The sequence below is a fragment of the Brevibacterium antiquum CNRZ 918 genome, from assembly GCF_900169145.1.
Taxonomy (GTDB): domain Bacteria; phylum Actinomycetota; class Actinomycetes; order Actinomycetales; family Brevibacteriaceae; genus Brevibacterium; species Brevibacterium koreense.
This window is the reverse complement of sequence record NZ_FXZD01000001.1, coordinates 531885-555345: the sequence shown is the minus strand read 5'-3', so window position 1 is coordinate 555345 and position 23461 is coordinate 531885. Positions and strand designations below refer to the sequence as shown.

At 62.3% G+C, this 23461-nt stretch carries 22 protein-coding genes, 1 tRNA gene and 1 pseudogene; 21 read left to right on the top strand and 3 right to left on the bottom strand.

Annotated features, from left to right (window positions below; all coding sequences use genetic code 11):
• Positions 1-47 precede the first annotated feature (47 nt).
• From obgE to BANT918_RS02525, 8 genes are all read left to right on the top strand, one after another.
• The gene (obgE, locus tag BANT918_RS02555) at positions 48-1610 is read left to right on the top strand and encodes a GTPase ObgE (RefSeq protein ID WP_101618788.1); all 1563 of its coding nucleotides are present in this window, start codon (positions 48-50) and stop codon (positions 1608-1610) included.
• Positions 1607-2773 carry a glutamate 5-kinase gene (gene proB, locus BANT918_RS02550; protein ID WP_101618787.1) on the top strand — a complete coding sequence of 389 codons (1167 nt, stop codon included), beginning with the start codon at positions 1607-1609 and terminating at the stop codon, positions 2771-2773. Before obgE ends, proB begins: the two co-directional genes overlap by 4 nt.
• A 3-nt stretch (positions 2774-2776) precedes the next feature.
• Positions 2777-4066: a glutamate-5-semialdehyde dehydrogenase gene (locus tag BANT918_RS02545; protein WP_101618786.1), complete on the top strand. Its 1290-nt coding sequence runs from the start codon at positions 2777-2779 to the stop codon at positions 4064-4066.
• Positions 4067-4217: 151 nt separating this feature from the next.
• Entirely contained in the window at positions 4218-4382 is a 165-nt protein-coding gene (locus BANT918_RS17305) for a hypothetical protein (RefSeq protein ID WP_167389343.1), read from the top strand.
• 1 nt (position 4383) lies between these two features.
• On the top strand, positions 4384-4989 hold the full coding sequence (gene nadD / locus BANT918_RS02540; RefSeq protein ID WP_101618785.1) for a nicotinate-nucleotide adenylyltransferase: 606 nt from the start codon (positions 4384-4386) through the stop codon (positions 4987-4989).
• Entirely contained in the window at positions 4982-6358 is a 1377-nt protein-coding gene (locus BANT918_RS02535) for a hypothetical protein (RefSeq protein ID WP_101618784.1), read from the top strand. The genes nadD and BANT918_RS02535 overlap by 8 nt, the downstream gene beginning before the upstream one ends.
• Positions 6359-6375: 17 nt before the next feature.
• A complete protein-coding gene (rsfS, locus tag BANT918_RS02530) occupies positions 6376-6765 on the top strand; it encodes a ribosome silencing factor (RefSeq protein ID WP_167389355.1) in 390 nt (129 codons plus the stop codon).
• The gene (locus tag BANT918_RS02525) at positions 6762-7358 is read left to right on the top strand and encodes a histidine phosphatase family protein (protein WP_101618782.1); all 597 of its coding nucleotides are present in this window, start codon (positions 6762-6764) and stop codon (positions 7356-7358) included. The genes rsfS and BANT918_RS02525 overlap by 4 nt, the downstream gene beginning before the upstream one ends.
• Positions 7359-7444: 86 nt before the next feature.
• Here the strand turns inward: BANT918_RS02525 and BANT918_RS02520 are convergent, their stop codons facing one another.
• Entirely contained in the window at positions 7445-8575 is a 1131-nt protein-coding gene (locus BANT918_RS02520) for a glycosyltransferase family 4 protein (protein ID WP_208617969.1), read from the bottom strand.
• Between the two features lie 124 nt (positions 8576-8699).
• Here BANT918_RS02520 and BANT918_RS02515 point away from each other — a divergent pair, with 124 nt between their 5' ends.
• The 9 genes from BANT918_RS02515 (at position 8700) to efeB (ending at position 18147) form a co-directional block, all read left to right on the top strand.
• Positions 8700-11774 carry a DUF4040 family protein gene (locus BANT918_RS02515; RefSeq protein ID WP_101618844.1) on the top strand — a complete coding sequence of 1025 codons (3075 nt, stop codon included), beginning with the start codon at positions 8700-8702 and terminating at the stop codon, positions 11772-11774.
• A complete protein-coding gene (locus tag BANT918_RS02510; protein ID WP_101618781.1) occupies positions 11771-12103 on the top strand; it encodes a sodium:proton antiporter in 333 nt (110 codons plus the stop codon). The genes BANT918_RS02515 and BANT918_RS02510 overlap by 4 nt, the downstream gene beginning before the upstream one ends.
• Complete coding sequence (locus tag BANT918_RS02505) at positions 12100-13617, top strand: monovalent cation/H+ antiporter subunit D family protein (protein ID WP_101618780.1); 1518 nt, start codon at positions 12100-12102, stop codon at positions 13615-13617. The genes BANT918_RS02510 and BANT918_RS02505 overlap by 4 nt, the downstream gene beginning before the upstream one ends.
• A complete protein-coding gene (locus BANT918_RS02500; protein ID WP_233429434.1) occupies positions 13614-14015 on the top strand; it encodes a Na+/H+ antiporter subunit E in 402 nt (133 codons plus the stop codon). The genes BANT918_RS02505 and BANT918_RS02500 overlap by 4 nt, the downstream gene beginning before the upstream one ends.
• The gene (locus BANT918_RS02495; RefSeq protein ID WP_101618779.1) at positions 14012-14272 is read left to right on the top strand and encodes a monovalent cation/H+ antiporter complex subunit F; all 261 of its coding nucleotides are present in this window, start codon (positions 14012-14014) and stop codon (positions 14270-14272) included. Before BANT918_RS02500 ends, BANT918_RS02495 begins: the two co-directional genes overlap by 4 nt.
• Positions 14272-14676, top strand: coding sequence for a cation:proton antiporter (locus BANT918_RS02490; protein ID WP_101618778.1), 405 nt, complete (start codon positions 14272-14274; stop codon positions 14674-14676). The genes BANT918_RS02495 and BANT918_RS02490 overlap by 1 nt, the downstream gene beginning before the upstream one ends.
• A gap of 159 nt (positions 14677-14835) precedes the next feature.
• Positions 14836-15687 carry an iron uptake transporter permease EfeU gene (gene efeU, locus BANT918_RS02485; protein WP_101618777.1) on the top strand — a complete coding sequence of 284 codons (852 nt, stop codon included), beginning with the start codon at positions 14836-14838 and terminating at the stop codon, positions 15685-15687.
• A 52-nt stretch (positions 15688-15739) separates the two neighbouring features.
• Complete coding sequence (gene efeO, locus BANT918_RS02480; protein WP_101618776.1) at positions 15740-16897, top strand: iron uptake system protein EfeO; 1158 nt, start codon at positions 15740-15742, stop codon at positions 16895-16897.
• Positions 16897-18147: an iron uptake transporter deferrochelatase/peroxidase subunit gene (efeB, locus tag BANT918_RS02475; RefSeq protein ID WP_101618775.1), complete on the top strand. Its 1251-nt coding sequence runs from the start codon at positions 16897-16899 to the stop codon at positions 18145-18147. Before efeO ends, efeB begins: the two co-directional genes overlap by 1 nt.
• Positions 18148-18200: 53 nt before the next feature.
• On the opposite strand, the gene BANT918_RS02470 is transcribed toward efeB, so the two are convergent.
• Both BANT918_RS02470 and BANT918_RS02465 read right to left on the bottom strand, forming a co-directional pair.
• Entirely contained in the window at positions 18201-18923 is a 723-nt protein-coding gene (locus BANT918_RS02470; RefSeq protein ID WP_101618774.1) for an alpha-ketoglutarate-dependent dioxygenase AlkB, read from the bottom strand.
• An 18-nt stretch (positions 18924-18941) separates the two neighbouring features.
• On the bottom strand, positions 18942-20150 hold the full coding sequence (locus BANT918_RS02465) for an NAD(P)/FAD-dependent oxidoreductase (RefSeq protein WP_101618773.1): 1209 nt from the start codon (positions 20148-20150) through the stop codon (positions 18942-18944).
• 132 nt (positions 20151-20282) lie between these two features.
• Between BANT918_RS02465 and BANT918_RS02460 the strand changes: the two genes are divergently transcribed.
• From BANT918_RS02460 to BANT918_RS02445, 4 genes and pseudogenes are all read left to right on the top strand, one after another.
• Positions 20283-20355: transfer RNA gene (locus BANT918_RS02460), tRNA-Ala, on the top strand.
• Positions 20356-20405: 50 nt separating this feature from the next.
• On the top strand, positions 20406-20765 hold the full coding sequence (locus BANT918_RS02455) for a hypothetical protein (RefSeq protein ID WP_101618772.1): 360 nt from the start codon (positions 20406-20408) through the stop codon (positions 20763-20765).
• Between the two features lie 61 nt (positions 20766-20826).
• A pseudogene (locus BANT918_RS02450) lies at positions 20827-22191 on the top strand (glycoside hydrolase family 1 protein).
• Positions 22188-23456 carry an MFS transporter gene (locus BANT918_RS02445; RefSeq protein WP_101618771.1) on the top strand — a complete coding sequence of 423 codons (1269 nt, stop codon included), beginning with the start codon at positions 22188-22190 and terminating at the stop codon, positions 23454-23456. The pseudogene BANT918_RS02450 and the gene BANT918_RS02445 overlap by 4 nt, the downstream one beginning before the upstream one ends.
• Positions 23457-23461 lie beyond the last annotated feature (5 nt).

Genomic DNA, 23461 nt, shown 5'->3' with positions numbered 1-23461 from the left:
TGAAGGGTGAGTCTCGAGACTCACCCTTCATCTGATATAAGGACATTATGGCAACCGAGTTCATAGACCGTGTCACAGTCCATCTTTCCGCCGGAGACGGTGGCAACGGCTGCGCCTCGATCCGGCGCGAAAAGTTCAAACCTCTGGGCGGGCCTGATGGCGCCAACGGAGGTCAGGGTGGTGACGTCAAATTCGTCGTCGACGCTCAGACCACAACGCTGCTCGCACTGCATCACCGTCCGCATCTGACTGCAAACGACGGCGGCATCGGGAAGGGCGATCTGCGCCATGGTGCAGATGGAGGAGATCTCATCATCGCCGTCCCGGATGGCACGGTCGTGAAGAACCAGAACGGCGAGATCGTCGCCGACCTCGTCGACGCGGGCACCGAATACGTTGCTGCCGCGGGTGGTCGTGGCGGCCTCGGCAACGCCGCTTTGGCCTCGTCCAAACGCAAGGCCCCGGGCTTCGCCCTGCTGGGTGAGCCGGGCGACACGCTGAGCTTGGTGCTGGAGCTCAAGACGATCGCGGACATTGCGCTCGTCGGTTATCCTTCAGCTGGCAAATCCAGCCTCATCGCGGCCATGTCAGAAGCCAAGCCGAAGATCGCGGACTACCCGTTCACCACACTCGTGCCCAACCTCGGCGTGGTTCAGGCCGGCGATGTGCGTTATACCATCGCCGATGTGCCGGGCCTCATCCCAGGAGCGTCAGAAGGCAAGGGCCTTGGTCTTGAGTTCCTCCGTCACGTCGAACGCTGTGCCGCGCTGGTCCATGTCGTCGATATGGCGACCTGGGAGCCAGGCCGTGATCCCGTCTCGGATCTGACCATTATCGAATCGGAGCTCGCCGCATATGCGGTCGACCTCGACGACGGAAGCGGACTGCAGCCTCTGTCCGATCGTCCGAAGCTCGTAGCACTGAACAAGGTCGACATCCCCGACGGCCATGACTTGGCCGATATCGTCCGTCCCGATCTGGAAGCCGCCGGCTATCGGGTATTCGAGATCTCAGCAGTCAGCCACGCGGGCCTGCGGGAGCTGTCCTTCGCGATGGCGGAACTCGTCACAGCCGAACGTGAGCGTCGGGAAGAACTCGAGGCAACGCCACAACGTGTCGTCATCCGCCCCAGGGCCGTTGACGACCGTGGTTTCCAGGTTCAGGCCGAAAGCGACGACGACGGTCCTGTCTTCCGCATCCGCGGCGTCAAGCCGGAACGTTGGGTTCGGCAGACGGACTTCGCCAACGATGAGGCTGTCGGTTATCTCGCAGATCGCCTCGATCGCCTCGGAGTCGAGGAGTCTCTGTTCAAGGCCGGTGCCAAACCCGGCGATACGATCGTGATCGGCGGAGATGACGGCGTCGTCTTCGATTGGGATCCGACAAGTGTCGGAGGCGCCGAGCTGCTGGGCAGCCGCGGGACGGACCTGCGCTTGGATGAGGATGCTCGTTCCACTCGCAAGGAACGCAAAGCCGCATTCCACGATCGGATGGATGCGAAGGCCGCTGTCCGTGCTGAGTTCGAAGAGGAGCGGCTTGCAGACCGTGCCGGTCGCAGTCGAGAAGAGTCCGCTCGCGTGCCTTCCGATCCCGAGTCCGGCCAGGAATGAGCGAGAGCCAGTTCACCGACTCTGGCAGCGTCTCGGCGCGCACCGATATCGCAGCAGCCCGACGCATCGTGATCAAGGTCGGCTCCTCATCTCTGACCACCCTTGACGGGGGGTTGGATGAGGCGAAGCTGATCGCCCTCACCGATGTCATCGGTGCCCATCGTGCCGCCGGTCACGAGGTCATCCTCGTGTCCTCCGGCGCGATCGCTGCCGGGCTTGAACCAATGGGGTTGAACAAACGGCCCCGTGACCTTGCCACTCAGCAGGCCGCTGCCGGAGTCGGGCAGGGTCTGCTCATGGCCGCCTACACCCGGGCGCTGGGGCGTTACGATCTGGTGCCCGGACAGGTGCTGCTGTCAGCCGATGATCTGATCCGACGCACTCGGTACAAGAACGCCCAACGCGCCATCGACAAGCTTCTTGCCCTCGGCACCCTGCCGATCGTCAATGAGAACGATGCTGTGGCGACCGAAGAGATCCGTTTCGGTGATAATGATCGCCTGGCCGCACTCGTCGCACACCTTGCACACGCAGACGCTCTCGTGCTGCTCTCTGATGTCGACGCCCTTTATTCCGGTCCGCCGCATCTGCCCGAGTCGGTGTGCATCGAACAGGTTTCTTCCATCGCAGACCTCGGCGACATCGCCATCGGTGGGACCGGGGCCGCCGGTACCGGCACAGGAGGCATGGCAACAAAGGTCGAAGCTGCGCTCATGGTTGCTGACTCGGGGATACCCGCGGTGCTGACCTCGGCTGAGAGGGTCTCAGCAGTGCTCGGCGGAGAACGGGTGGGCACCTGGTTCTCCGTGACGCACAAACGACGCGGAACGCGGTTGCTCTGGCTGCGCCATTTGGCTCGCACGTTCGGCTCGGTGACCATCGACAATGGCGCCGAATCCGCTGTGCTCGCACATGGAACGTCTCTGCTGGCCGCCGGCGTCACTGACGTGACCGGTGACTTCGAAGCCGGTGATCCCATCGAGATCAGAAACCTTGGTGGTGAGGTCATCGCCCGCGGCATGACCAACTTCTCCTCACACGAACTGCCCGCGATGTTTGGCATGTCCACGGACGAACTTGGCACCCGACTCGGAAATGACTACCGTAAAGAGGTCATCCATCGCAATGATCTCGTACTCACTCACGTGAGCGGGGGGAGATAGTCCATGACCGCTGTATCCGAGATACATCCGAAGACCGTTCGGGGCGTCACCAGAGTGGTCAGGAACGCCAAGAGCGCCGCCGCTCGCCTGGCGACCACATCGACTGCAGAGAAAGACGCCGGGCTGCGCGCGATCGCCGAAGCCCTGCGTGAGAATTCGGCGCGAATCGTCAAAGCCAATGAAATCGACATCGCCGCCGGCATCGACAACGGAATGAACGCAGGACTCCTCGATCGACTGAGACTCGATCATGATCGCGTCGAAGCCATGGCCGCATCGGTGGGAACGATCATCGATCTCGATGACCCAGTGGGCAACGTCGTCGTGGGGCGAGTTCTGCCCAATGGCATTCGTTTGACCCAGAGCCGTGTGCCGTTGGGGGTGATCGGTGCGATCTACGAAGCTCGCCCCAACGTCACCGTCGACATCGCGATCCTCGCACTCAAAGCCGGCAATGCCACCGTCCTGCGCGGAGGCTCAGCCGCTCAGAACTCCAATGCTGAAATCGTCTCCGTGCTGCGCAAGGCCGTGGAATCAGCCGGATTGCCCGTAGATTCGATCAACGGAATCGACCAATACGGACGCGACGGAGCCAGCGTGCTCATGAACGCACGCGACTACGTCGACCTCCTCATTCCACGCGGTGGAGCCGAACTCATCAACACAGTCGTGCAGGAGTCGCTGGTTCCAGTCATCGAGACCGGAATCGGGAACGTCCACATGTTCATCGATTCATCGGCCACCGTCAAAAATTCGGTCGACCTGGTGGTCAACTCGAAGACGCATCGGCCCAGTGTCTGCAACTCACTCGAAACCCTGCTGGTTCATGAGAAGGCAGCCAAGCGCGTCCTCCCCAAAATCCTCGAGCGACTCGACGCAGCCGGGGTTGTTCTCCACGCCGACTCCAGTGTTGCGGCACTGGCACCGGAGTCCATGAAGGTCAAGCGTGTCTCTCGACGTGACTGGGCGAAAGAATATCTTGACCTCGAACTGGCGGTGAAGGTCGTTTCGGGTATCGACGAAGCCATCGAGCATATTCGCGCCTATTCCTCAGGTCACACCGAAGTGATCGTGACCAAGGACATCGACAATGCAGAGACATTCGTCACAGCCATCGATGCCGCAGCGGTCGGGGTCAACGTGTCCACGCGATTCACCGATGGGGGAGAGCTCGGCTTCGGCGCAGAGGTGGGAATCTCGACCCAAAAGCTTCACGCCCGTGGGCCCATGGGTGTTGAACAGCTGACGACAACGAAGTGGGTCATGATGGGCAATGGTCAGATCCGGAGCTGATGCGGCCCTGGCCCGAGGGCGCCGACGGTGAACTCGTTCCGAACTCATACCCATGTCGATGCCCACATGTGTCTTTGTTCATGAGAAACTGAAGCCATACGCACTGCGACGCAGACAGACCGCGTCATCATCACTGAGAAGGAGAGAGCACGTGAACGCAGCCCTGTTGACCACCGTTGCCGAAGGCGCGGAGAAGGCAGCCCACCACACCGAATTGCCGATGGACCCGATCTTCTTCGGACTCATCACCCTCGCGATCTTCCTCTCGATGGCAGCAGTGAGCCGGTCGTGGAAGGGCATCTCGAACCGCCACTGATATGGCACAGCAAACACGCCGGGTCGGTGTCATGGGTGGCACCTTCGACCCCATTCACCACGGCCACCTGGTTGCAGCCAGTGAGGTGCAGTCGACGTTCGACCTCGATGAGGTCGTCTTCGTGCCCACTGGTCGCCCGTATCAGAAGGACGCCGGGGAGGTCACCAGTGCCGAACACCGTTACCTGATGACCGTCATCGCAACCGCGTCGAACCCACGCTTCACCGTCTCGCGTGCCGACGTTGATCGTCCTGGTCCCACGTACACCATCGACACGCTTCGGGATTTGGCTAGGAGCTACGGATCCGACACAGAGATGTTCTTCATCACCGGCGCGGACGCTTTGGCTCAGATTCTGACGTGGAAGAATGTAGATGAGCTGTTTTCTTTGGCTCACTTCGTCGGAGTGAGCCGCCCGGGACACGAACTTCGCAGTGAGGGTCTTCCGGTCGACCGGTTGAGCTTGGTGCAGATTCCTGCACTGTCAATCTCGTCCACGGATTGCAGACTACGGGTGATGGATGGGGCGCCCGTCTGGTATCTCGTACCGGATGGGGTCGTTCAGTACATCGCGAAATACGAGTTGTACAGGAGTGAAAATGGCTGAGGAGCAGTTCACATCACGCCGCGCCAGGCGAGAAGCCGAGCGGTTGGCTGCAGAACAGGCGTTCGAAGCACGAGAGACCCCTGAGCAGCCAAGCGAGCCGTCACCGAGCGAACCGGCCGAACTGCTGAACTCGTCGGCGGCCCCCGCGCAGGCACCCGAATCGCACACAGGCGTGTCCGAACCCGAGCCAAGCAGCGACGAACCCGAGCCTGTTGACACCACCTCCCACGTCGACGCGGAACCACCACCTCCTATCTCCCATGAGCACGGTGCATCGGCTGCTGACCATGGGCAGGAATCTCGGCCGCCGGGCAATGCTGAAGAGCGTCTCGATCCACAAGCGGCCCCCCTGCCCCATTTCTCGTCGCGCACCGCACGTAAGAACTACCTGCGCGAACACGGGTTGTCCCTGGAAGGCGATGTCTCCACTGGGGCGCTCCCGGTCATCGCGGGTCCTGAAGAGACATCACCCGAGGAATCAGACGAAGCCATTGCTGGCGAGTACGAATCCCTCGACACCGCAGGATTCGGCGGATCGGCCGACGAGGTCGCCGCACGGGACTTCGAATCTCCCGTCACCCCTGATTCAGCACCGCGACCGACTGCCCTCGGCGATGCCCCCCACGATGCGCTGTCCCAGCCGATCGAGGATCTGGACGCCGAGGTGGCGTTGACAGACTCTGACTCTGCAGTTGCAGAATCGCCGATGCAGGATGACGTTCTGTCGTCTGCTCCCCAGCCGTCGACTGCTGAACCAGCGAGCCCCGCACAGCCGAGAACCGAACCCACCACACCTGAGCGGCCGGCAGTTGAGTCAGCGGAAACGGATCCATCGGCTGTCGCTGATGATGCGGGAAACGACGATCCGACCGACGAGCGTGGCGTTGCGAGCCGCTCGCGGCGCATGCCGATAGTGCAGCCGCCGAGCAGCTCAGGAGTGCGAGTCGTCACGGCTGCGTCGGCCAAGACCCCCGAGGTCGAAGGTCCGGAGACCATCGGGGAGGCCGGCATCGACGAGGCTGCGACGGGTCCAGGCGGCTCTGCACTCGATCTCGACTCCGCAGATACGACAGACTCCGCTGAAGGGGCTGGAACCTCGTCAGACGACGCTGCCCGCGCTCTTGCAGCCAACCCGGAGACTCGCCCGATGGAGGCTGTGCCCGAGGCGTGGGCGCTTCCCAACTCTGACTATGAGGACGAAGAGACCGAGAACCCTCCAGGGACTCGGATTCGCGCCAGTGAGGTCACCGGTCACGATGGCCGGATCCTTGTTGGCGAAGAACCATCCAAAGTACCCTATGTAGTGCTGGGTGTTGCTGCGCTCTTCGCAGTCGCACTCATCGTCATTGCACTGGTCATGTTGCTGTAATCATCTGAAAGGCTCTTGTGAGCAAGATCGTTGAATCAACCCAAATGCTGAGGACTGCCGCACTTGCGGCGGACGAGAAGTTCGGCACCGATCAGGTGGCCCTCGACGTGAGTGCCACTCTCTACATCACTGATGCCTTCCTCATCATCTCGGCAGAGAACGATCGGCAGATCGCATCGATCGTCGACTCTGTCGAACAAGCGCTGCAGACGACATACGGGCACACCCCGCTGCGCCGTGAAGGACGGGGGAGCGGCGATTGGGTTCTTCTCGACTTCGGCGACATCGTCGTCCACGTCTTCTCGCACGAACAGCGCGAATACTACGCCCTCGAACGTCTGTGGAAGGACTGCCCGGTCATCGATCTGGAGTTGCCGGCACCCTCTGGTGCCGACGACGCTCAATGACCAGGACCGTCATCTTCTGGCGCCATGGCCAGACCGACTACAACGTCGAACGCCGGTTCCAAGGTCAGACCGACATCCCGCTCAATGAACTCGGACGGACTCAAGCCGTGCAGGCAGCGAGCTACCTCAGCGAACTGCAGCCTGACCTCATCGTCTCCTCCGATTTATCGCGGGCCGCTGACACTGCCGACGAGCTGGCGTCACTGCTGAACGTCGATGTCACACGTGACGACCGTCTGCGTGAGACCGCCTTCGGCCAGTGGGAGGGACACACCCGGGACGAGCTCAGTGCGTCCTGGCCCCACGAGCTCGACCAATGGCTCAGCGGAGCGGACATGAGCCCACCAGGTGGCGAATCGCGCTTGGAATCCGGTCGGCGCGTCGCCTCGGCGATCACCGACATCGTCGATGGTTCGAACGCCGAGGCCATTGTTATCGTCGCTCATGGAGCAGTCCTTCGCGCAGCCGCAGAACTGCTGCTTGGCATGGACGGGACTGGTCGCCTGGCGGTTCTGGGCAACTGTGGACACGGCGAATTCGGATTCACCGGAACCAACTGGGTCCTGCGCAGCTGGGGCACCGCACCCTCCTGATGCACACTGTGTTCGTGACAGACGCACACTGTGCCTCTGACCGACGCGCATCGTGTCTCTGGCCTACGTGCTCATGGCACTTGCTCTCACTGCCGTGAGGCGTGAACCGAGCGAATCATGCCGACCAGCGCCTGTGCGGATGAGTCCCAATCGAATGACTGTGCCTGCTTCTGCCCTGCCGCCGAGAGTTCGGACCACAGTCTGGCATCTGTGAGACGGCCGATCGTGGCTGCCACGTCACTGGCGTCATCGGGGTCGAAGTACACAGCAGCGTCCCCAGCGATCTCATGGAAGATCGAAATGTCCGAGATCGCCACTGGGACCCCCTGGGCCATCGCCTCGATGACAGGAAGCCCGAAGCCCTCCTCCTGAGAGGCCGTGACCAGAGCGGTCGTGCCCTCGAGCAGTTCTGCATACTCGTCATCACTGACACCCCGGTGGAAGACCACCTTCGCCCGGTCAGGGATCAGCGCACGTAATGCGGCTTCACGTCTGCCGTCGATGCGACTGGCGATGTGCAGTGTCCACCCCGGCAGATGCACGAGCGAGCGAATGAGGGTCTCGACGTTCTTGTACGGCAGGAACGCGCCCATGTAGACCAGTGAGCGTGCATCATGCCGGTTGACCGCGCGGACTCCGGCAACAGCAGCCTCGGCGGCATTGGACACGACCGTCACTGGCTTCGTTGACAGGCGGTGATCGGCGATGAGGTCCTTCGTCGTCTGACTCACGGCTGCGATCGCATCGGCGCGCCCCAGCAGCAGACGCTGCGGGGCGAAGCTGAGGTGGTAGGCCCGCCACAGCATTCGGACTGCCGAGGGCAGATCAGCAGGGGGCAGCGGATGCGAATAGTAGATGAGATCGTGGACGGTCAGGATGAGACCGTACCTGCGTCCCGTTGATCCCATCACCTGCATGGTTGAGAAGACCACATCGGCACCGAGGGCGTTGAGCTTTCTCCCCATGAAGATCTCCTGTGGCGACGTGGGGGAGTTGAGTTTGACCCACGCACATTCGGGGAGCAGGTTCAACTGAGCCTCGTCGTTGATGATCGCCGTGACCTCGATGTCGGTTCCGCGTACGGCTCTCAGAAGAGCCGCGAGCAGGCATGAGCCGTAGCGGGAGATACCGTCGTGGTGGGTCATTCGCGTGAAGCGGGCATCGAAGAAGACGCGGATCGTTTCGCTCGGCTGAGGACTGCGTGTGCTTTTGCTCATGGAACTCCGAGTCGATAGTGTAATCATTTGTAAGTCCGCGTTCATCCGAGATTGCGTGCATCGTGTCGAAGGGTCAGTGAGTGAAGGAAACATCACCTGCGTCCTGGGCCCTGAGGCCTCGGTCATGATTCTAACGGTTGTCGCTCTTGCCGCACTCATCATTCTCACACCCCTCATCACTCGCTGGCTCGGCAAATCCAGCGGTTGGCTCCTGGCCGCCGCCTATCTCGGCGTTGCCGGCCTGTTCACCCCCACTGCCGCCGAGGTGATGGCCGGGGCCACCCCGGAAGTGACCTACCAGTGGATTCCCACCCTCGGAGTCGATCTGGCCCTACGCGCCGATGGCATCGGCGTCATCTTCACCTATATCGCACTGATCATCGGTGCGATCGTCTTCGTCTATTCGACCAGTTACCTGTCCCACGGACGAAACACGAGCTTCTACTGGCTGATGGTGATCTTCACCTTCTCCATGGTGATGCTCGTCCTCAGCGATAATCTGCTGGTGCTGTTCGTCTGCTGGGAACTGACATCCCTGGCATCATTCTTCCTCATCGCGCGGTCGGGTTCACCCGCGCAGGCGCCGTCCTTGCGCACCATGCTCATCACCTTCCTCGGCGGACTCTCACTGTTGGTCGGAACCGGTGTGATCATCGCAGTGACCGGCACGACGAGCGTCCACGAGGCGCTGATCTCGCCGGTCTGGTCACAGAATCCGGCCGCGACCACCTTGGTGGCCATCCTCATCGCGGTCGCAGCGATGACGAAGTCCGCCCAGTTCCCGTTCCACTCCTGGCTGCCCGACGCTATGGCTGCGGCCACACCTGTATCGGCGTATCTGCACGCTGCTGCCGTCGTCAAAGCGGGCATCTTCCTGCTGCTGCGTTTCTCCCCGGCCTTCCACGCCACACCAGCCTGGAACGGCCTGCTCATCGTCGCGGGTCTGATCACGGCTTCCATCGGCGGATGGTTCGCTCTCAACCAGTACGACGTCAAGAAGCTGATGGCCTATTCGACGGTGTCGCAGCTGGGCCTGATCACCGCAGTCATCGGCATCGGCACCGAAACGGCGATCGCGGCGGCATGTTTGCACGTGATCGCCCATGCTCTGTTCAAATCGGGCCTGTTCATGATGGTCGGTGTCATCGATCATCTCGCCGGCACGCGTGAGCTGACCCGGATTCCACGACTGATGCGCGCCGCCCCGGCATCCTTCGCTGTGATGATCATCGGCTGCGCCTCAATGGCGGGTATTCCGCCGCTGCTCGGCTTCGTGTCCAAGGAGTCTCTGTTCACCGCCTTCGACGACACCCCCGGCTCGAACTGGACGGCTTGGGCGGCTCTGCTGGTCGCTGTTGGTGCTTCGGTTCTCACCTTCGCCTACTGCGCGAAGTCCGTGTGGGGTGCGCTCATCGACGGCAAACCCGTGGACCGGGCGCGGCTGGGGCACAACTCACCAGTTATGCTCATCTCCGCTGCTCTTCCGATCCTCGCCTCGATTCCGCTCAGCTTCGTTCTGTTCGCCTTCGACAATCCCCTCGACCAGGCTGTCGCTGCGGCCATCCCGGATGCGAGCGAAGCGGTGCACCTGGCTCTCTGGCACGGTGTGAATAAGGAACTGGTCGCCTCGCTGCTCATCATCGTGATCGGCGTGGTCATCATCGTCAACCGTTCACGCGTCTTCGTGTTCTTCCACCGTGCGACCCTGGGCTTCAATGGCGCAGATGTCATCGCCGGAATCACCTTGGTGCTGCGTCGGATCGGTCGGATGCTGGGCATCTTCGTGCACCCCATGAATTCTGGCCCGTATCTCGCGATGTCCCTGGGTGGCCTCGCGGTGCTCACATTCACCGCTGTTCCTCTGATCTACTCCGATCTGCCACCGTTGCAGGAGGGCTTGTGGAAGCCGGTCGACATCGTCCTCCTCGTCCTCATCACTGTGGCAGTCCTGGTCGTGTGCACATCCCATTCGCGTCTGACCACGGTCGTCGCACTCTCAGGGGTCGGCATTCTCGCCACCGTCCAGATTCTGGCGCTCGGTGCCCCGGATGTCACCCTCACCCAGCTGCTCGTGGAGGCAATGACGATCATCGTCGTCATGCTCGTCCTCCAGAAGCTGCCCCGTTCGTTCTGGAAATATCCGAAACGACTGCAGGGTACGCGCGCGATCTTCGCCATCATTGTCGGAGCTGCCGTGACCGTGTTGACTCTGGCGCTCAACGGGCGCCGGGAGCGATCCGACCTCGGCCTCTACTACATTGAGAATGCTCCGGACATCAGCGGCGGCCACAATATCGTCAACACCATCCTGGTCGAATTCCGTGCTTTGGACACCCTCGGCGAGCTCACTGTTCTGGGCATGGCCGGGATTGCGATCGTAGCCGTGATGTCGACGGTCAAGGACAAGTTCATCGACCCTCCGGCGGAGAACATTCCGGAACCCCCGCGGCGGGCATGGGTGTCGGTGCGACCACGGGGGACCTCTGCCTACCGGGCCGTTCACGAAGCCTGGCCCAACGTGATTCCACTGCAGCTGACGATCAAGGTGCTCGGACCTCTGCTGGCGATCACTTCTCTGGTGATCTTCTGGCGCGGGCACAACGAGCCCGGGGGCGGATTCATCGCCGCGCTCATCGGATCCGCTGTCATCGGTCTTCTCTACATGTCCACGGCCAAGGACCGGGCGATCGGGCCGCCCAAGGCTCCTCTGTACCTGATCGGGTTCGGGGTGGCCACGGCGGTGGCGACGGGCTTCATCGGCTTGGTCTTCGCTGGTTCCTTCCTCAAGCCCATGCACGGCTACCTCCTGGGCCAGCACTTCACGACCTCGATGATCTTCGACCTCGGGGTGTACCTGGCGGTACTCGGACTCATCCTGCTGTCGTTCAACCTGCTCGGCGTCTCAGATTCTGCCGCCACACCCGCCGGTGATGACGTGCTCACCAACGGCATCATCCATCGCGATGTCGAGCGCACCCGTGAGCGGGCCGACGAACTGGTCTACGGCGAGCTCAGCGGCCCGATGGACGCGATCAGGGGTGAACGACCAGACCGCGAACGACGGGCGCGAGTCAGCGACTCGGATGCCAAGGTCCGAGCCTCGTCAACGCATATCCTCCGTGGCGATGCTCCCCTCGAACGATCCACAGGGAACCCGACTGACCCGAAACCAACCGACGAGCAGGAGGGTGTGCGATGATCCTGGCCCTGACCATCGGAGTCCTCACCGCGGGTGGCGTCTACCTGATGATGCAGCGGTCGATGGTCAGAGGAGTCTTCGGACTGACTCTGATCTCCCATGCTGCGAACTTCATCCTCCTCTCCGCCGGAGTCGGCGCTTGGCGCGTCGAGCCTCTGAGCAACCGCGGTGACCAATCCATGGCGGCCGATCCACTGCCGCAAGCCTTCGTCCTGACCGCCATCGTCATCACCCTGGCGGTGACGATCTTCATGCTCGCCCTGGCCGTGCTCGGCCATGACGATGACCAGAAACGGGCCCCGGAGACAGGGGAGGGACGCGAGCTATGAATTCCGCATTCTTGCTGTTGATCATCGGGGTGCCACTGCTGTTCTCCGCGCTGAGCGTGCTCATCACCTCCCGGACCTTCGATCGGGTTCTGCTGCTTGCGGCTCCCAGCTTCGTCGGCGCCTTCGGCATCGTCCTCCTCGTCATCCACCAGAGCCAGCCCGTCCTCGCCCATTCCGTCGGCGGATATGTTCCGGGCCTGGCCATTCCCTTCGTCTCCGATACGTTCACAGCCCTCATGCTGGTCCTGACGTCTCTCACTGCGATTGTGAGCTGCATCTTCCTCATCACGACAGGTGAGGACCAGTACCGTTTCGTACCAGCTTTGATCCTGATGATGCTCACCGGTGGCTATGGTGCGCTGCTCACCGGGGACCTGTTCAACTTCTTCGTCTTCGTTGAAGTCATGGTTCTGCCGGCGTATGCACTCGTCGCAGTGACCGGAACCTGGCGTCGCCTCGGCGTGGGTCGCATGTATGTGATGGTCAACCTGCTGACCTCAACCATCCTGCTCATCGGCGTGGGATTCGTCTACGGTGCCACCGGCACTGTCAATCTTGCGATCCTGGCGCAGCTGGGCACGCCCACCGGCCAGGGCGCGCTGGCGATCGGTGTGGTCCTCTTCGCCCTCATCATCAAGGCCGGTGGAGCACCATTCCACGGCTGGCTGGTGCGCAGCTATCCGAACACCTCTGCAGGTATGATGGCGCTCTTCTCCGGGCTGCACTCCGAGGTCGCCCTCTACGCCCTGTACCGGATCTACACCACCGTCTACGGTGAACCCGCACCCTGGGTCAACGTCATCGTCATCGTTGCCGTCGCCAGCATCCTCATCGGATCGCTCTCCGGCTTCGGACAGGTCAGAGTCCGCAACGTCCTCGGATTCCAGATGACCGCAGGAGTCGGGCACATCCTGCTCGGCATCGCCCTGCTGACATCGGCGGCGCTGGGAGCCGGAGCCTTCTACATGGTCCACCACATGATCACGATGTCGGGGCTGCTGCTCATCATGGGTGCGATCGAGCAGACCTACGGCACGGGCTCATTCAAGAAGCTCTCCGGTCTGGCAAATCGCGAGAGATGGGCGACGATCCTCATGATCCTCGGCCTGTTCTCCCTCATCGGTCTGCCCCCGACCTCCGGACTGTGGGGGAAGGTCGGCCTCATCAAGGCAGCCACAGCGACTGGGAGCACCATCGGCTGGTGGCTGGTCGCTGCGATCGTCGTCGGTGCGCTCATCAGCCTGCTCGCGCTCCAGCGGACCTGGCGCAACACGTTCTGGGGCCAACCGATGCAGAGCTATCATCCCGACTCAGCAGACACGGGCAGGGCTTCGGCACAGCCGATCACGAGAAGCGTGCGCATCCCGGCTCGGCTCCTGGTTCCGGGCACGATCATGATCGCCGTGTCAGTGGCGATATTCGTCTATCCCGAGCCTCTGCTTGAGATCACGGCCCGGGCCGCGGCGGGTCTGCTGGACCACCACGCCTACATCGAGGCGGTGACCACCCCATGATGCGTCTCATCCACGGCATCTCATATGTCTGCTACATCTTCTGGGCGATCGTGACCGGATCGGCGACGATCGTGTCTCGGCTCTTCCTGGTCAATCGACAATTCGCTCGTCCGATGATCGTCGAGGTTCCTCTCAGGTGCGTCACCGATCTGGAAGTGACGCTGTTCGCATCGTCGATCACGATCACACCCGGCACATTGGTCGCAGCAATTGCAGCGGGCACCTCCACTCAACCGCCGGTGTTCTTCGTCCACGCGCTCTTCGAGGACTCGGAGGAATCGGCGTTGGAGGGGCTCTACGATATGGAGTCGCGCCTCCTCGCGATGACGCGCGGACGGGCACCGGGCGCGACCGCAGACACAGTCACAGAGGTTGAAGAGGAGGAAGGACGCCCATGAGCATCGTCGTCAGCATCTGCATCGCCATTCTCGCGGCGGCGATCATCGTCGGCCTGATTCGGGTATTCACCGCCAAGGATCTGGGTTCACGAGCAATCGTCAGCGACCTGATGTACTTCTCAGCGATCGGGATCCTCACGATGTTCGGGATCCTCGTGTCCTCGTCAATCGTCCTCGACGCGATCTTCCTGTCATCCATGGTCGGAATTCTCGCGACCGTCGCGCTCTCGCGGATTCTCACCAGGGGGATGCGCTGATGACTGACACCGTGGCCGTCACCCTGGTCGGCATTTTCGGAATCACCGGGTCCCTGCTCGTGCTCGCCTCCGCGATCGCGATGTTTCGAGTCCGGGATGCGCTCTCACGCATCAACGTGTTCTCCCCGAGCACAGGGCTCGGTCTGCCGTTGATCGTCGCTGCTGCCTACGTCTATGACTTTCATGCGGACGGCTTCAGCTGGGGCTCTCTGCTCATGGCAGCGGTCGCGGTGCTGTGCCTGATCATCGTTTCCTCCGTGGGCAGCAATACGCTCTCACGTTCGAGCGTTCTGTCCGGACAGCCCGTCTACCGCAAGACGGCACCGAATCGGCTCGCGCGGCCGCCCAGAGGGGTCATCGACAACGACCCTGAGGCCCCCGAAGGTCCCGCCCACCGAGATTGAGGGCGAGGTACATTCCGTGTGCCGTCAACCGCAAGCCTGCCGGTCCTGACTGGGATCTCGGCCGAACCGGTGCGCACGCTTCGCGACTTAAGTTAGGCTGGCCTATGCTAATATGGGCGAGGCGCCACCGCGACGCCCACCCGAATCAGAAAGTCACCCATGTTCCAGACGTTTCTCATCGGCCTGCGCGAAGGTCTCGAAGCCGCGCTGATCGTGAGTATCCTCATCGGCTACCTGTCCAAGATCGGTCGGACCAGAGAAGTCAGAGCAATGTGGCTGGGAATCGCAGCTGCCATTCTCATCGCCCTCGCGTTCGGGGCGCTGCTCACCTTCGGACCGTCGACTCTCACGTTTGAAGCTCAGGAGTTCATCGGGGGAAGCCTTTCGATCATCGCGGTCGGCTTCGTCACCTGGATGATCTTCTGGATGGCACGGACGTCGAAGAACCTCAGCGGAGAACTCCGGGCCGCCACGGACAAGGCCCTCGACGGCCCTCTGTTCGGACTCGTCGCTCTGGGCGCGATCTCCGTCGGCCGTGAAGGACTGGAGACAGCGCTGTTCCTGTGGGCGGCGACTCGCGCGAGTGCCTCGGATTCGACCTCGGCGCTGGGGCTGACCGCTGCCGCAGTCGCCGGCATCCTCATCGCCGTCGTGCTCGCGTGGCTGATCTCAAAGGGCCTGCTCCGACTCAACCTCTCCGTGTTCTTCCGTTGGACCGGTGTCTTCCTCATCATCGTTGCCGCGGGCGTTCTGGCCTATGGGTTCCACGACCTGCAGGAAGCTGGTGTCATCCCCGGGCTCCATGTCCTTGCCTTCGACATGTCCCAGGCGATTCCACCTACGAGCTGGTACGGCGTTCTGCTCAAGGGCGTGTTCAACTTCTCACCGGCAACCACCTGGGTGGAATTCACCGCCTGGTGGTCCTACGTCATCATTGTCGGCACCATATTCGTGCGCAATCTGCGTGCCTCGACCGATCAGTCATCGCAGAAGGTTTCCGTTCGCCGCTGATCGTGGCGATCCATCATATTCCGCCTACAGCGGTTATCCGAAAAGGTTCCACATGTTCACATCATCCACGTCCAGGTCGGCCCTGGCCGTCGTTGTTCTCGGCGGGGTGCTCCTGCTCACGGCCTGCGAGCCCAATCAGCAACCGGACGAAGCGATCACCGTCTCGAGCACCGATGACAAGTGCGAGGTCTCCGCTCAGGAGGCGCCGGCCGGGACTCTCAAGTTCGATGTCACGAACGAGGGAACCAAGGTCACCGAGTTCTACCTCCTCGGCGAAGACGGACTCAGGATCATCGGCGAGGTTGAGAACATCGCTCCCGGACTCAACCGCTCCCTGACCGTGACCGCACCGGAAGGCAGCTATTTCACCGCGTGCAAGCCGGGAATGATCGGTGACGGCATCCGCAACGACTTCACAGTGACGAAGTCGGAGGGAGGCACGGAAGCCGTTGCAGAGGACTCCAAGCTGGCAGAACAGGCGACGACTCAGTATGCCTCCTACGTCAAGGACCAGACGGAACAGCTGCAGTCGGGTACGAAGAAGTTCGCGCAAGCCTACAGCCACGGTGATGACGACAAAGCACGAAGGCTCTACGCAGAGGTCCGGATGCATTGGGAGCGCATCGAACCAGTGGCTGAATCCTTCGGGGATCTGGATCCCAAGCTCGATCTGCGTGAAGCCGACCTCGAGGAGGGACAGGAATGGACCGGTTGGCATCTGCTGGAAAAGGATCTGTGGCCGCCGAAGGACGACTACGACGCGCTCAGTGATGCCGATCGGCAGAAGTACTCCGACCTTCTTGTCTCAGACACCAAGATCCTCTACGACCGGACTCGCGACATGAGTTTCACTCCCGATCAGCTGTCGAACGGAGCCAAGGAACTCCTCGACGAGGTTGCCACCGGCAAGGTCACCGGCGAGGAAGAAGCCTGGTCGCACACCGACCTCTGGGACTTCCAGGCCAATGTCGACGGAGCCCGAATCGCCTATGAGGACCTGCAGCCATTGCTGGCGACCAGAGACAAGGAGCTCGACTCGACTCTGGAGACCCGCTTCGACGATCTCCAGAAGCTGCTCGATCAACATCGGGATGGGGACGGGTTCGTCCTCTACACCGAGTTGAGCAAGGACGAGATCAAAGAGCTCGCGGATTCGGTGAACGCACTGTCTGAGCCGCTGTCGACGCTGACAGACAAGGTGGTGGGCTGATGCCCGATCCTTCCGGTGTCTCTCGCAGGACGATGTTCGGCGTCGGAGCTGGGACGCTGGTCGCGGGAGCTGCCGCAGGTTTCTTCGCCCATGACGGTCTCGCCGTGGCTTCCGGCGCCGACTCTGACGTTGTTGACTTCCACGGTGACCACCAGGCAGGCATCGTCACAGAGGCGCAGGATCGCATGTGCTTCGCCGCGATCAACGTCCTCACCTCGGACCGCAACGAACTCATCGATCTGCTCCAATCGTGGACGAAGGCGTGTGCCAACCTCAGCCAGGGTCTGCCGGTGGTGCCCGACGGCGTGGGCGGCGGGTCGCGGACAGCTCCGCCGATCGACACCGGGGAGGCACAGGGCCTGAGTGCGGGCCATCTGACGGTGACGGTCGGATTCGGCCGCAGTCTCTTCCTCGACGCGGAGGGGAAGGATCGTTTCGATATCGCCGATCAGCTCCCGGACGGACTCATCGAACTGCCTCACTTCCCCGGTGACATGCTCGAAGACGGCCGAGTCGGCGGCGATTTGTGCATTCAGGCCTGCGCGGACGATCCGCAGGTGGCGGTGCACGCGGTCCGCAATCTCATACGAATGGGATTCGGGACCGTCTCGACGCGGTGGATGCAACTCGGATTCGGCCGCACTGCGTCGACATCACCGGACCAGGAGACTCCCCGGAACCTGTTCGGCTTCAAAGACGGGACTGCAAACGTGCGATCCGACGAGGCCAAGGCACTCGACAAGCACGTCTGGGTCAAGGACGGTTCCTGGATGGACAACGGGAGTTATCTGGTCGCGCGGCGGATCAGGATGCATGTCGAAACCTGGGATCGGGAAAGCCTCGACGGACAGGAGCAGATCCTGGGTCGCACGAAGGTCGACGGCGCACCCCTGTCTGGAGGCGAGGAATTTGCGGCACCCGACTTCTCGATGATGGGAGCCGGGAATCAGCCGATCATTCCGATCGATTCTCATGTGCGCCTGGCCCATCCGAACCAGAACGACGGTGTGCGGATCCTGCGGCGCGGCTACAACTACGCCGACGGAGCCGATACTCGCGGAAATCTGGACGCGGGGCTCTTCTTCATTGCCTTCGTGGCCGATCCCGCAAGCGATTTCGTACCACTGCAGAACCGACTCGCCTCGCAGGACGCATTGAGCGAATACCTTCTGCACACTGGTTCCGGACTCTTCGCCATTCCGCCCGGCACCACCGAGGGCGGCTACATCGGTCAGACCCTCTTCGGCTGAGGGCCTCGGGCACGATGGGCAAGCGAGGGGGCGAGTGGGCTGGGATCTGCGGACTAGTCCCTGCCCGTCGTGCGCATCGTGATGTTGATCCTTCCGCCACCGAGGCGGTCCAACCGTCCGTAGCCGGGCGCGGTGTCCTCGTGTATCGAGGTCACTCCGTGATAGGCGAAACGGGCGGGTCCGCCGAAGACGAAGGCATCGCCGGAGGCTAGGCGGATGTCCTCAAAGGGGCTGTTGCGGTTCACGGTGTTGCCGAACCGGAAGACACATGTGTCTCCGAGCGAGAGCGACACGACAGGAGCGGGATCGAATTCGTCCTTGTCCTGATGCATGCCCATCTTCGCGTGTTGGTCGTAGTAGTTGACCAGCGCCACATCGGGACTGTAGCTGCCTGCCACCAGACCCCACTGGCTCGGGGCATCCCCCGGGCAATGCGGGTCCTCTGCCACCGCCTCGGCAGCTGAGGCGATGACCTGGCGCCCCAGGCGGGTCATCCAGTCCGGAAACGTCAGCACTCGCTCGTTGTTGACGTCGCGCGCGTGCCGATCGTAGTGGCCTGGACGCCAATGCCAGCCCAAACCGATGGTCCTCACACTCATCGGGTGGCCGGCGATGGTCGTCGTATGGGCCGGCACAGGGCCCTGTTGCCATTCCTGGTACTGCCGGATGATCCATGTCTGTGCGGCCTCATCCAGGAACCCGGGCAGCCAGACGGCTCCGGGAGCGATCACTCGGGGGTGTCGCTCGAAGGCCTCGTCGGCGAACAGAGATTCCATGCCTGTTCCGGCTTGCGCTCAGAGTTCCTGGATGTCGATCGACTCGTCCTGGAGACGTGCAGCGGATACGCTTCTGCCGATGAGTGCACGAAGCTCATCACCGACGTCCCAGATGTTGACGTTCATGGCCGCGGTGACGGTTCCGCCGCGGGTCCAGAACACGATGAACTCACCGCTGAACTTGTCGCCGCGGATGACTACATCGTCGTCACTGGCGCCATGGCCGACGTATTCCATACCGAGATCGTACTGGTCGGTGTAGAAGTACGGCTGCCAGTCGTATTCCTTGTCGCCGCCGGTGATGGTCGCTGCTGCGACTTCGGCCTGGCGCACTGCGTTGTCCCAGTGTTCGACGCGCAGTCGCTGCTTCAGCAGTGTGTTCTGCGCTGCGGCGATGTCGCCGATGGCGAAGATGCTGGGATCGCTGGAGCGCATGTGCTCATCGACGACGACACCGTTGTCGGTATCCACACCCACGGAAGAGGCCAGTTCAATGGTGGGGTCTGCACCGATTCCCACGACGACGAGGTCGGCAGGAAGGTCACCGGCACTGGTCTGGACGAATTCGACGGCCTTCGTTCCAGAAAAGCCGGTGGTGTCCGCATCGGTGACGAACTCGATGCCCTTGGACCGGTGCAGCTCTTCGAAGTACTGACCGATTTCCGTCCCGAGGGCCGACTTCAATGGGGGATTCGACCGCAGGACTACTGTGACGTCGCAGCCAGCGTTCTGCGCTGCCGCGGCGACTTCGAGCCCGACCCAACCCCCGCCGATGATGACGACCTTGCTGCCCTGCCCGAACTGCGAACGGATGGCCACAGCATCGCCGGAATCGCGAAGGGTGTGTATGTTGCCCAGGTCGGCACCCGGCACGTCCAAGGTCCGTGGGGTGGAGCCGGTGGCCAGGATGATCTGTCCGTAGGCAAGGTTCTCGCCGTTGTCGAGAGTGATGCTCTGATTCTCAGCATCCAGTTCAGTGACAGTGGTACCGAAGAATGTCGTCACATCGTGGGCGGGATACCAGTCCGCACCGCGCAGTGCCGACTCAGCGGGGTCCGACCCTTCGAGCATGACCTTCTTGGACAGATCCGGGCGGTAATAGGGCGCGGCCGGTTCGGCACCGATGAGAGCGATCGACGCCGTGTAGCCGCCGTCGCGAAGAGCCTCGATTGCAGTTCCGCCGCCGATTCCGGCGCCGATGATGACAGTTCCGAATTCTTGAGCCATTGTCTATCCTTCCACGAGGGGATTTCTTCCACCTTGTACCGCCTGTCTCAGAGAGTCAACCGATGCAAGACCTGCACTGGTGGGACACCGTTTTGGCCGCGACGGGACCTACGGCGTAAAGTGAAGAACGAAGGGGCTTTAGCTCAGTTGGTAGAGCGTTTCGTTCGCAATGAAAAGGTCAGGGGTTCGATTCCCCTAAGCTCCACAGGTTTGTCTCACAGAGGTGGTCACGGGTTGAAGTTGCAGACATTGACCATGACCGGAATTCTCGGCCTTGGCGGTATCGCACACTTCCTCAGGCCTGAGAGCTTCGACTCGATCGTTCCGCCCAGACTGGGTGATCCACGCTTCATCACCTATGTCAGTGGTGTCGCCGAACTCGGATGTGCGACGCTGCTGGCGCTGCCGCCCACACGCCGATTGGGCGGACTGGCCTCTGCTGCACTCATGGTTGCTGTTTACCCTGCCAATATCTATACGGTGAAGAAGCACTGGCACAGTCCTCGGGGACGTGCGATCGCCCTCGCCCGTTTGCCGTTGCAGGTTCCCCTCGTGTGGATGTCCTGGAACATCGCGAATGATCGGACCCAGGACTCACGCTTCAGACCTGCTTGAGCTCAGCGTTCACCCTGAGCATGGCCTTGCGGCAGGAATCCTTCCATGACATATTCTGAGAATGGCAGGGACATCGGAGTTCGCCCCACAGACATTGCAGACGTTGAGTGGTCTGCGCTTCTCAGCGGCCACCGCCGCCTTCCAGATTGAGGGAGCACGGACTCTGGGCGGACGTGGGCGGTCCATCTGGGATGACTTCGTCGATGCTCCTGGCAACGTCATCGACGGCAGCACCGCTGATCCGGGTCCCGACAGCTATCACCGCAGCGCCGAGGATGCAGCGTTGCTGAGTGGTCTCGGCGTCGACCGATACCGGTTCTCGATCTCCTAAGTCCGAATCATCTCCGATGGGATGCCGGGTGCGAGACCCAACGCCGCGGGCCTGGACCATTACGATCGCGTCGTCGACGAACTCCTGGCCGCCGGGGTGACACCGGAACCGACCCTTTACCATTGGGACCTTCCAAGTGGTCTCGAAGCAGCGGGAGGGTGGTTGAACAGGGACACGGTCCATCGCTTCGGTGAGCACGTCGAAGCCGTGGCGAACCGCCTCGGCGATCGAGTCCACCATTGGTACACCATCAACGAACCGGCCTCGACCTCACTGCAGGGCTATGCACTCGGGGAGCTGGCACCAGGACGCACGATGCTCTTCGACGCGCTGCCGAGCGTCCATCACCAACTCCTGGCTCACGGCACCGCGGCGACGATACTGCGTGAGCACGGCGCCTGGCAGGTGGGGGCTGCGATCAACCACAGCCTCATCCTTCCCGAGACGGACGCGGAGAGCGACCACCGCGCGGCGGCAACTCTCGACCTCATCTACAACCGCCTCTTCGCTGATCCTCTGCTCCTGGGGGAGTATCCGGATCTCGAGGCGCTGGGAGTCCAGATGCCGATCCACGATGGGGACATGGAACTCATCTCGGCACCCTGCGAGGTCTATGGGCTCAACTACTACAACCCGACCACTGTGCGCGGCGTCGACGAGGGGCCGCTGCCCTTCGACATGGTTCCGACCCCCGACGCTGCGACCACCGGTTTCGGACCGCTGTGGCCGATTCGACCAGACACACTCAGAGACCTCCTCATCGATATGCGCACACGCTACGGTCCAACGCTGCCACCCATCGTGATCTCTGAAAACGGTGCGTCCTTTCCCGAACCCGACGTATGCACCGAACCGATCCGCGACGACGATCGCATCGCTTACCTGCACGATCATCTCTTGGCTGTCAGCGAGGCTGTTGAGGCCGGTGTCCCCGTCGCCGGCTACACAGTGTGGTCGCTGCTGGACAACTTCGAATGGGCACACGGTTACACCCAGCGCTTCGGGCTCGTCCACGTGAATATGGACACCGGTCAGCGGACACCGAAGTCCTCGTACGAGTGGTATCGGGACCTCATCGCCTCGGTTCGGGCATGAGCTCGATCCAACCGGGTGCAGGTCACCGGCCGAGCAAAAGAGTCGGACCCTGGTGGATGGTGTGGTTCACTCTGGCCTGGCTGGCCATCTGGACGGTCCAGCTGACTCCCATCCAGCTGCTGCTGCCGTTGCAGCTGGACACCCAAAGCGGACATTGGCTGCACGGAGTCGTCTGGTCCGGTGTCGTCCTCTCCGCAGGCGGCCTCGCAGGCATCATCGCCGCCCCGATCGCCGGGAGCCTCTCGGATCGCACACGCTCGCGGTGGGGCCTTCGGCGCCCCTGGGCGATCGGTGGATCGCTGGGGGCCGCCAGCGGCCTCCTGCTCACCGGCTGGGCACAGGGACCGCTGTTCGTCGGCGCAGCCTGGATCGTCGTCTCCGTCTCAGTGGCCATCGCCTCAGCTGCGCTGACCGCTCTCATCGCCGATCAGCTCGACTCGCAGCGGGGAACGGCATCGGCGGCTGCGAGTTCTGCTCAGGCCGTCGGCATCGTCGTCGGAGTCGGAGCAGTCGTGCTCCTGGGGCTCGGACTCGGCGCCTCCTATGTGCTTCTGGCCGGGATCATCGCCGTCGTCGGGGTAGGCACCGCGGTTCTCCTGCCCGATCCCGCACCGGCCCACCCGCGAGTCCTCGGCCTGAACGCGGGGCGGGAACCGATCACCCAGGCTCGGATCTCCTCACTGCTCGATCACAATTTCAAGTGGCTGCTCGTGTCACGGTTCGTCGTCAACGTGGGCAACGCCTTCGGCACCTCGCTGCTGCTCTTCTTCCTGATCTACGGAATCGGGGTTCCGGCTGCCAGTGCCGAAGACAAGCTGCTCGTCCTGATTGTCATCTATACGGTCTTCGTCGTCATCTCGTCGATCGTGGTGGGAACCATATCGGATCGTTCGGGCAGCCGTCGCTTCTGGACGATCACCTCGGCGCTGGTGCAAGCCTGCTCGGGAATCATCATCCTCATCAGCCCCGAATTCGTCACCACCGCGATCGCCGCTGCCATTATGGGCACCGGCTACGGTGCCTACATGGCGGTCAGCCTGGCTTTCGCCACGGACCTGCTGCTCGACCCCGATGACCATGCACGCGATCTGAGCCTGGTCAACAATTCCGCCGCCCTGGGGCAGCTGGTGGGGCCCCTGCTGGGAGCGGGACTCGTCGCTCTTGTCGGCGGATTCTGGCTTCTCTTCGCAGCTGCATCGCTGGTGTCGATCGTGGATGCGGCGATGACGCTGACGGTGCGCCCGAAGACAATCACCCTGTGCTGACCCCG

Coding starts and splice junctions, on each gene's coding strand:
- proB (WP_101618787.1), top strand. CDS start 1,607: ATGAGCGAGAGCCAGTTCACCGACTCTGGCAGCGTCTCGGCGCGCACC.
- nadD (WP_101618785.1), top strand. CDS start 4,384: ATGGCACAGCAAACACGCCGGGTCGGTGTCATGGGTGGCACCTTCGAC.
- BANT918_RS02470 (WP_101618774.1), bottom strand. CDS start 18,923: ATGGAATCTCTGTTCGCCGACGAGGCCTTCGAGCGACACCCCCGAGTG.
- BANT918_RS02515 (WP_101618844.1), top strand. CDS start 8,700: ATGATTCTAACGGTTGTCGCTCTTGCCGCACTCATCATTCTCACACCC.
- BANT918_RS02495 (WP_101618779.1), top strand. CDS start 14,012: ATGAGCATCGTCGTCAGCATCTGCATCGCCATTCTCGCGGCGGCGATC.
- BANT918_RS02490 (WP_101618778.1), top strand. CDS start 14,272: ATGACTGACACCGTGGCCGTCACCCTGGTCGGCATTTTCGGAATCACC.
- BANT918_RS02455 (WP_101618772.1), top strand. CDS start 20,406: ATGACCGGAATTCTCGGCCTTGGCGGTATCGCACACTTCCTCAGGCCT.
- BANT918_RS02525 (WP_101618782.1), top strand. CDS start 6,762: ATGACCAGGACCGTCATCTTCTGGCGCCATGGCCAGACCGACTACAAC.
- BANT918_RS02535 (WP_101618784.1), top strand. CDS start 4,982: ATGGCTGAGGAGCAGTTCACATCACGCCGCGCCAGGCGAGAAGCCGAG.
- efeB (WP_101618775.1), top strand. CDS start 16,897: ATGCCCGATCCTTCCGGTGTCTCTCGCAGGACGATGTTCGGCGTCGGA.
- efeO (WP_101618776.1), top strand. CDS start 15,740: ATGTTCACATCATCCACGTCCAGGTCGGCCCTGGCCGTCGTTGTTCTC.
- BANT918_RS02505 (WP_101618780.1), top strand. CDS start 12,100: ATGAATTCCGCATTCTTGCTGTTGATCATCGGGGTGCCACTGCTGTTC.
- BANT918_RS02520 (WP_208617969.1), bottom strand. CDS start 8,575: ATGAGCAAAAGCACACGCAGTCCTCAGCCGAGCGAAACGATCCGCGTC.
- BANT918_RS02445 (WP_101618771.1), top strand. CDS start 22,188: ATGAGCTCGATCCAACCGGGTGCAGGTCACCGGCCGAGCAAAAGAGTC.
- efeU (WP_101618777.1), top strand. CDS start 14,836: ATGTTCCAGACGTTTCTCATCGGCCTGCGCGAAGGTCTCGAAGCCGCG.
- BANT918_RS02500 (WP_233429434.1), top strand. CDS start 13,614: ATGATGCGTCTCATCCACGGCATCTCATATGTCTGCTACATCTTCTGG.
- obgE (WP_101618788.1), top strand. CDS start 48: ATGGCAACCGAGTTCATAGACCGTGTCACAGTCCATCTTTCCGCCGGA.
- BANT918_RS02465 (WP_101618773.1), bottom strand. CDS start 20,150: ATGGCTCAAGAATTCGGAACTGTCATCATCGGCGCCGGAATCGGCGGC.
- BANT918_RS02510 (WP_101618781.1), top strand. CDS start 11,771: ATGATCCTGGCCCTGACCATCGGAGTCCTCACCGCGGGTGGCGTCTAC.
- BANT918_RS02545 (WP_101618786.1), top strand. CDS start 2,777: ATGACCGCTGTATCCGAGATACATCCGAAGACCGTTCGGGGCGTCACC.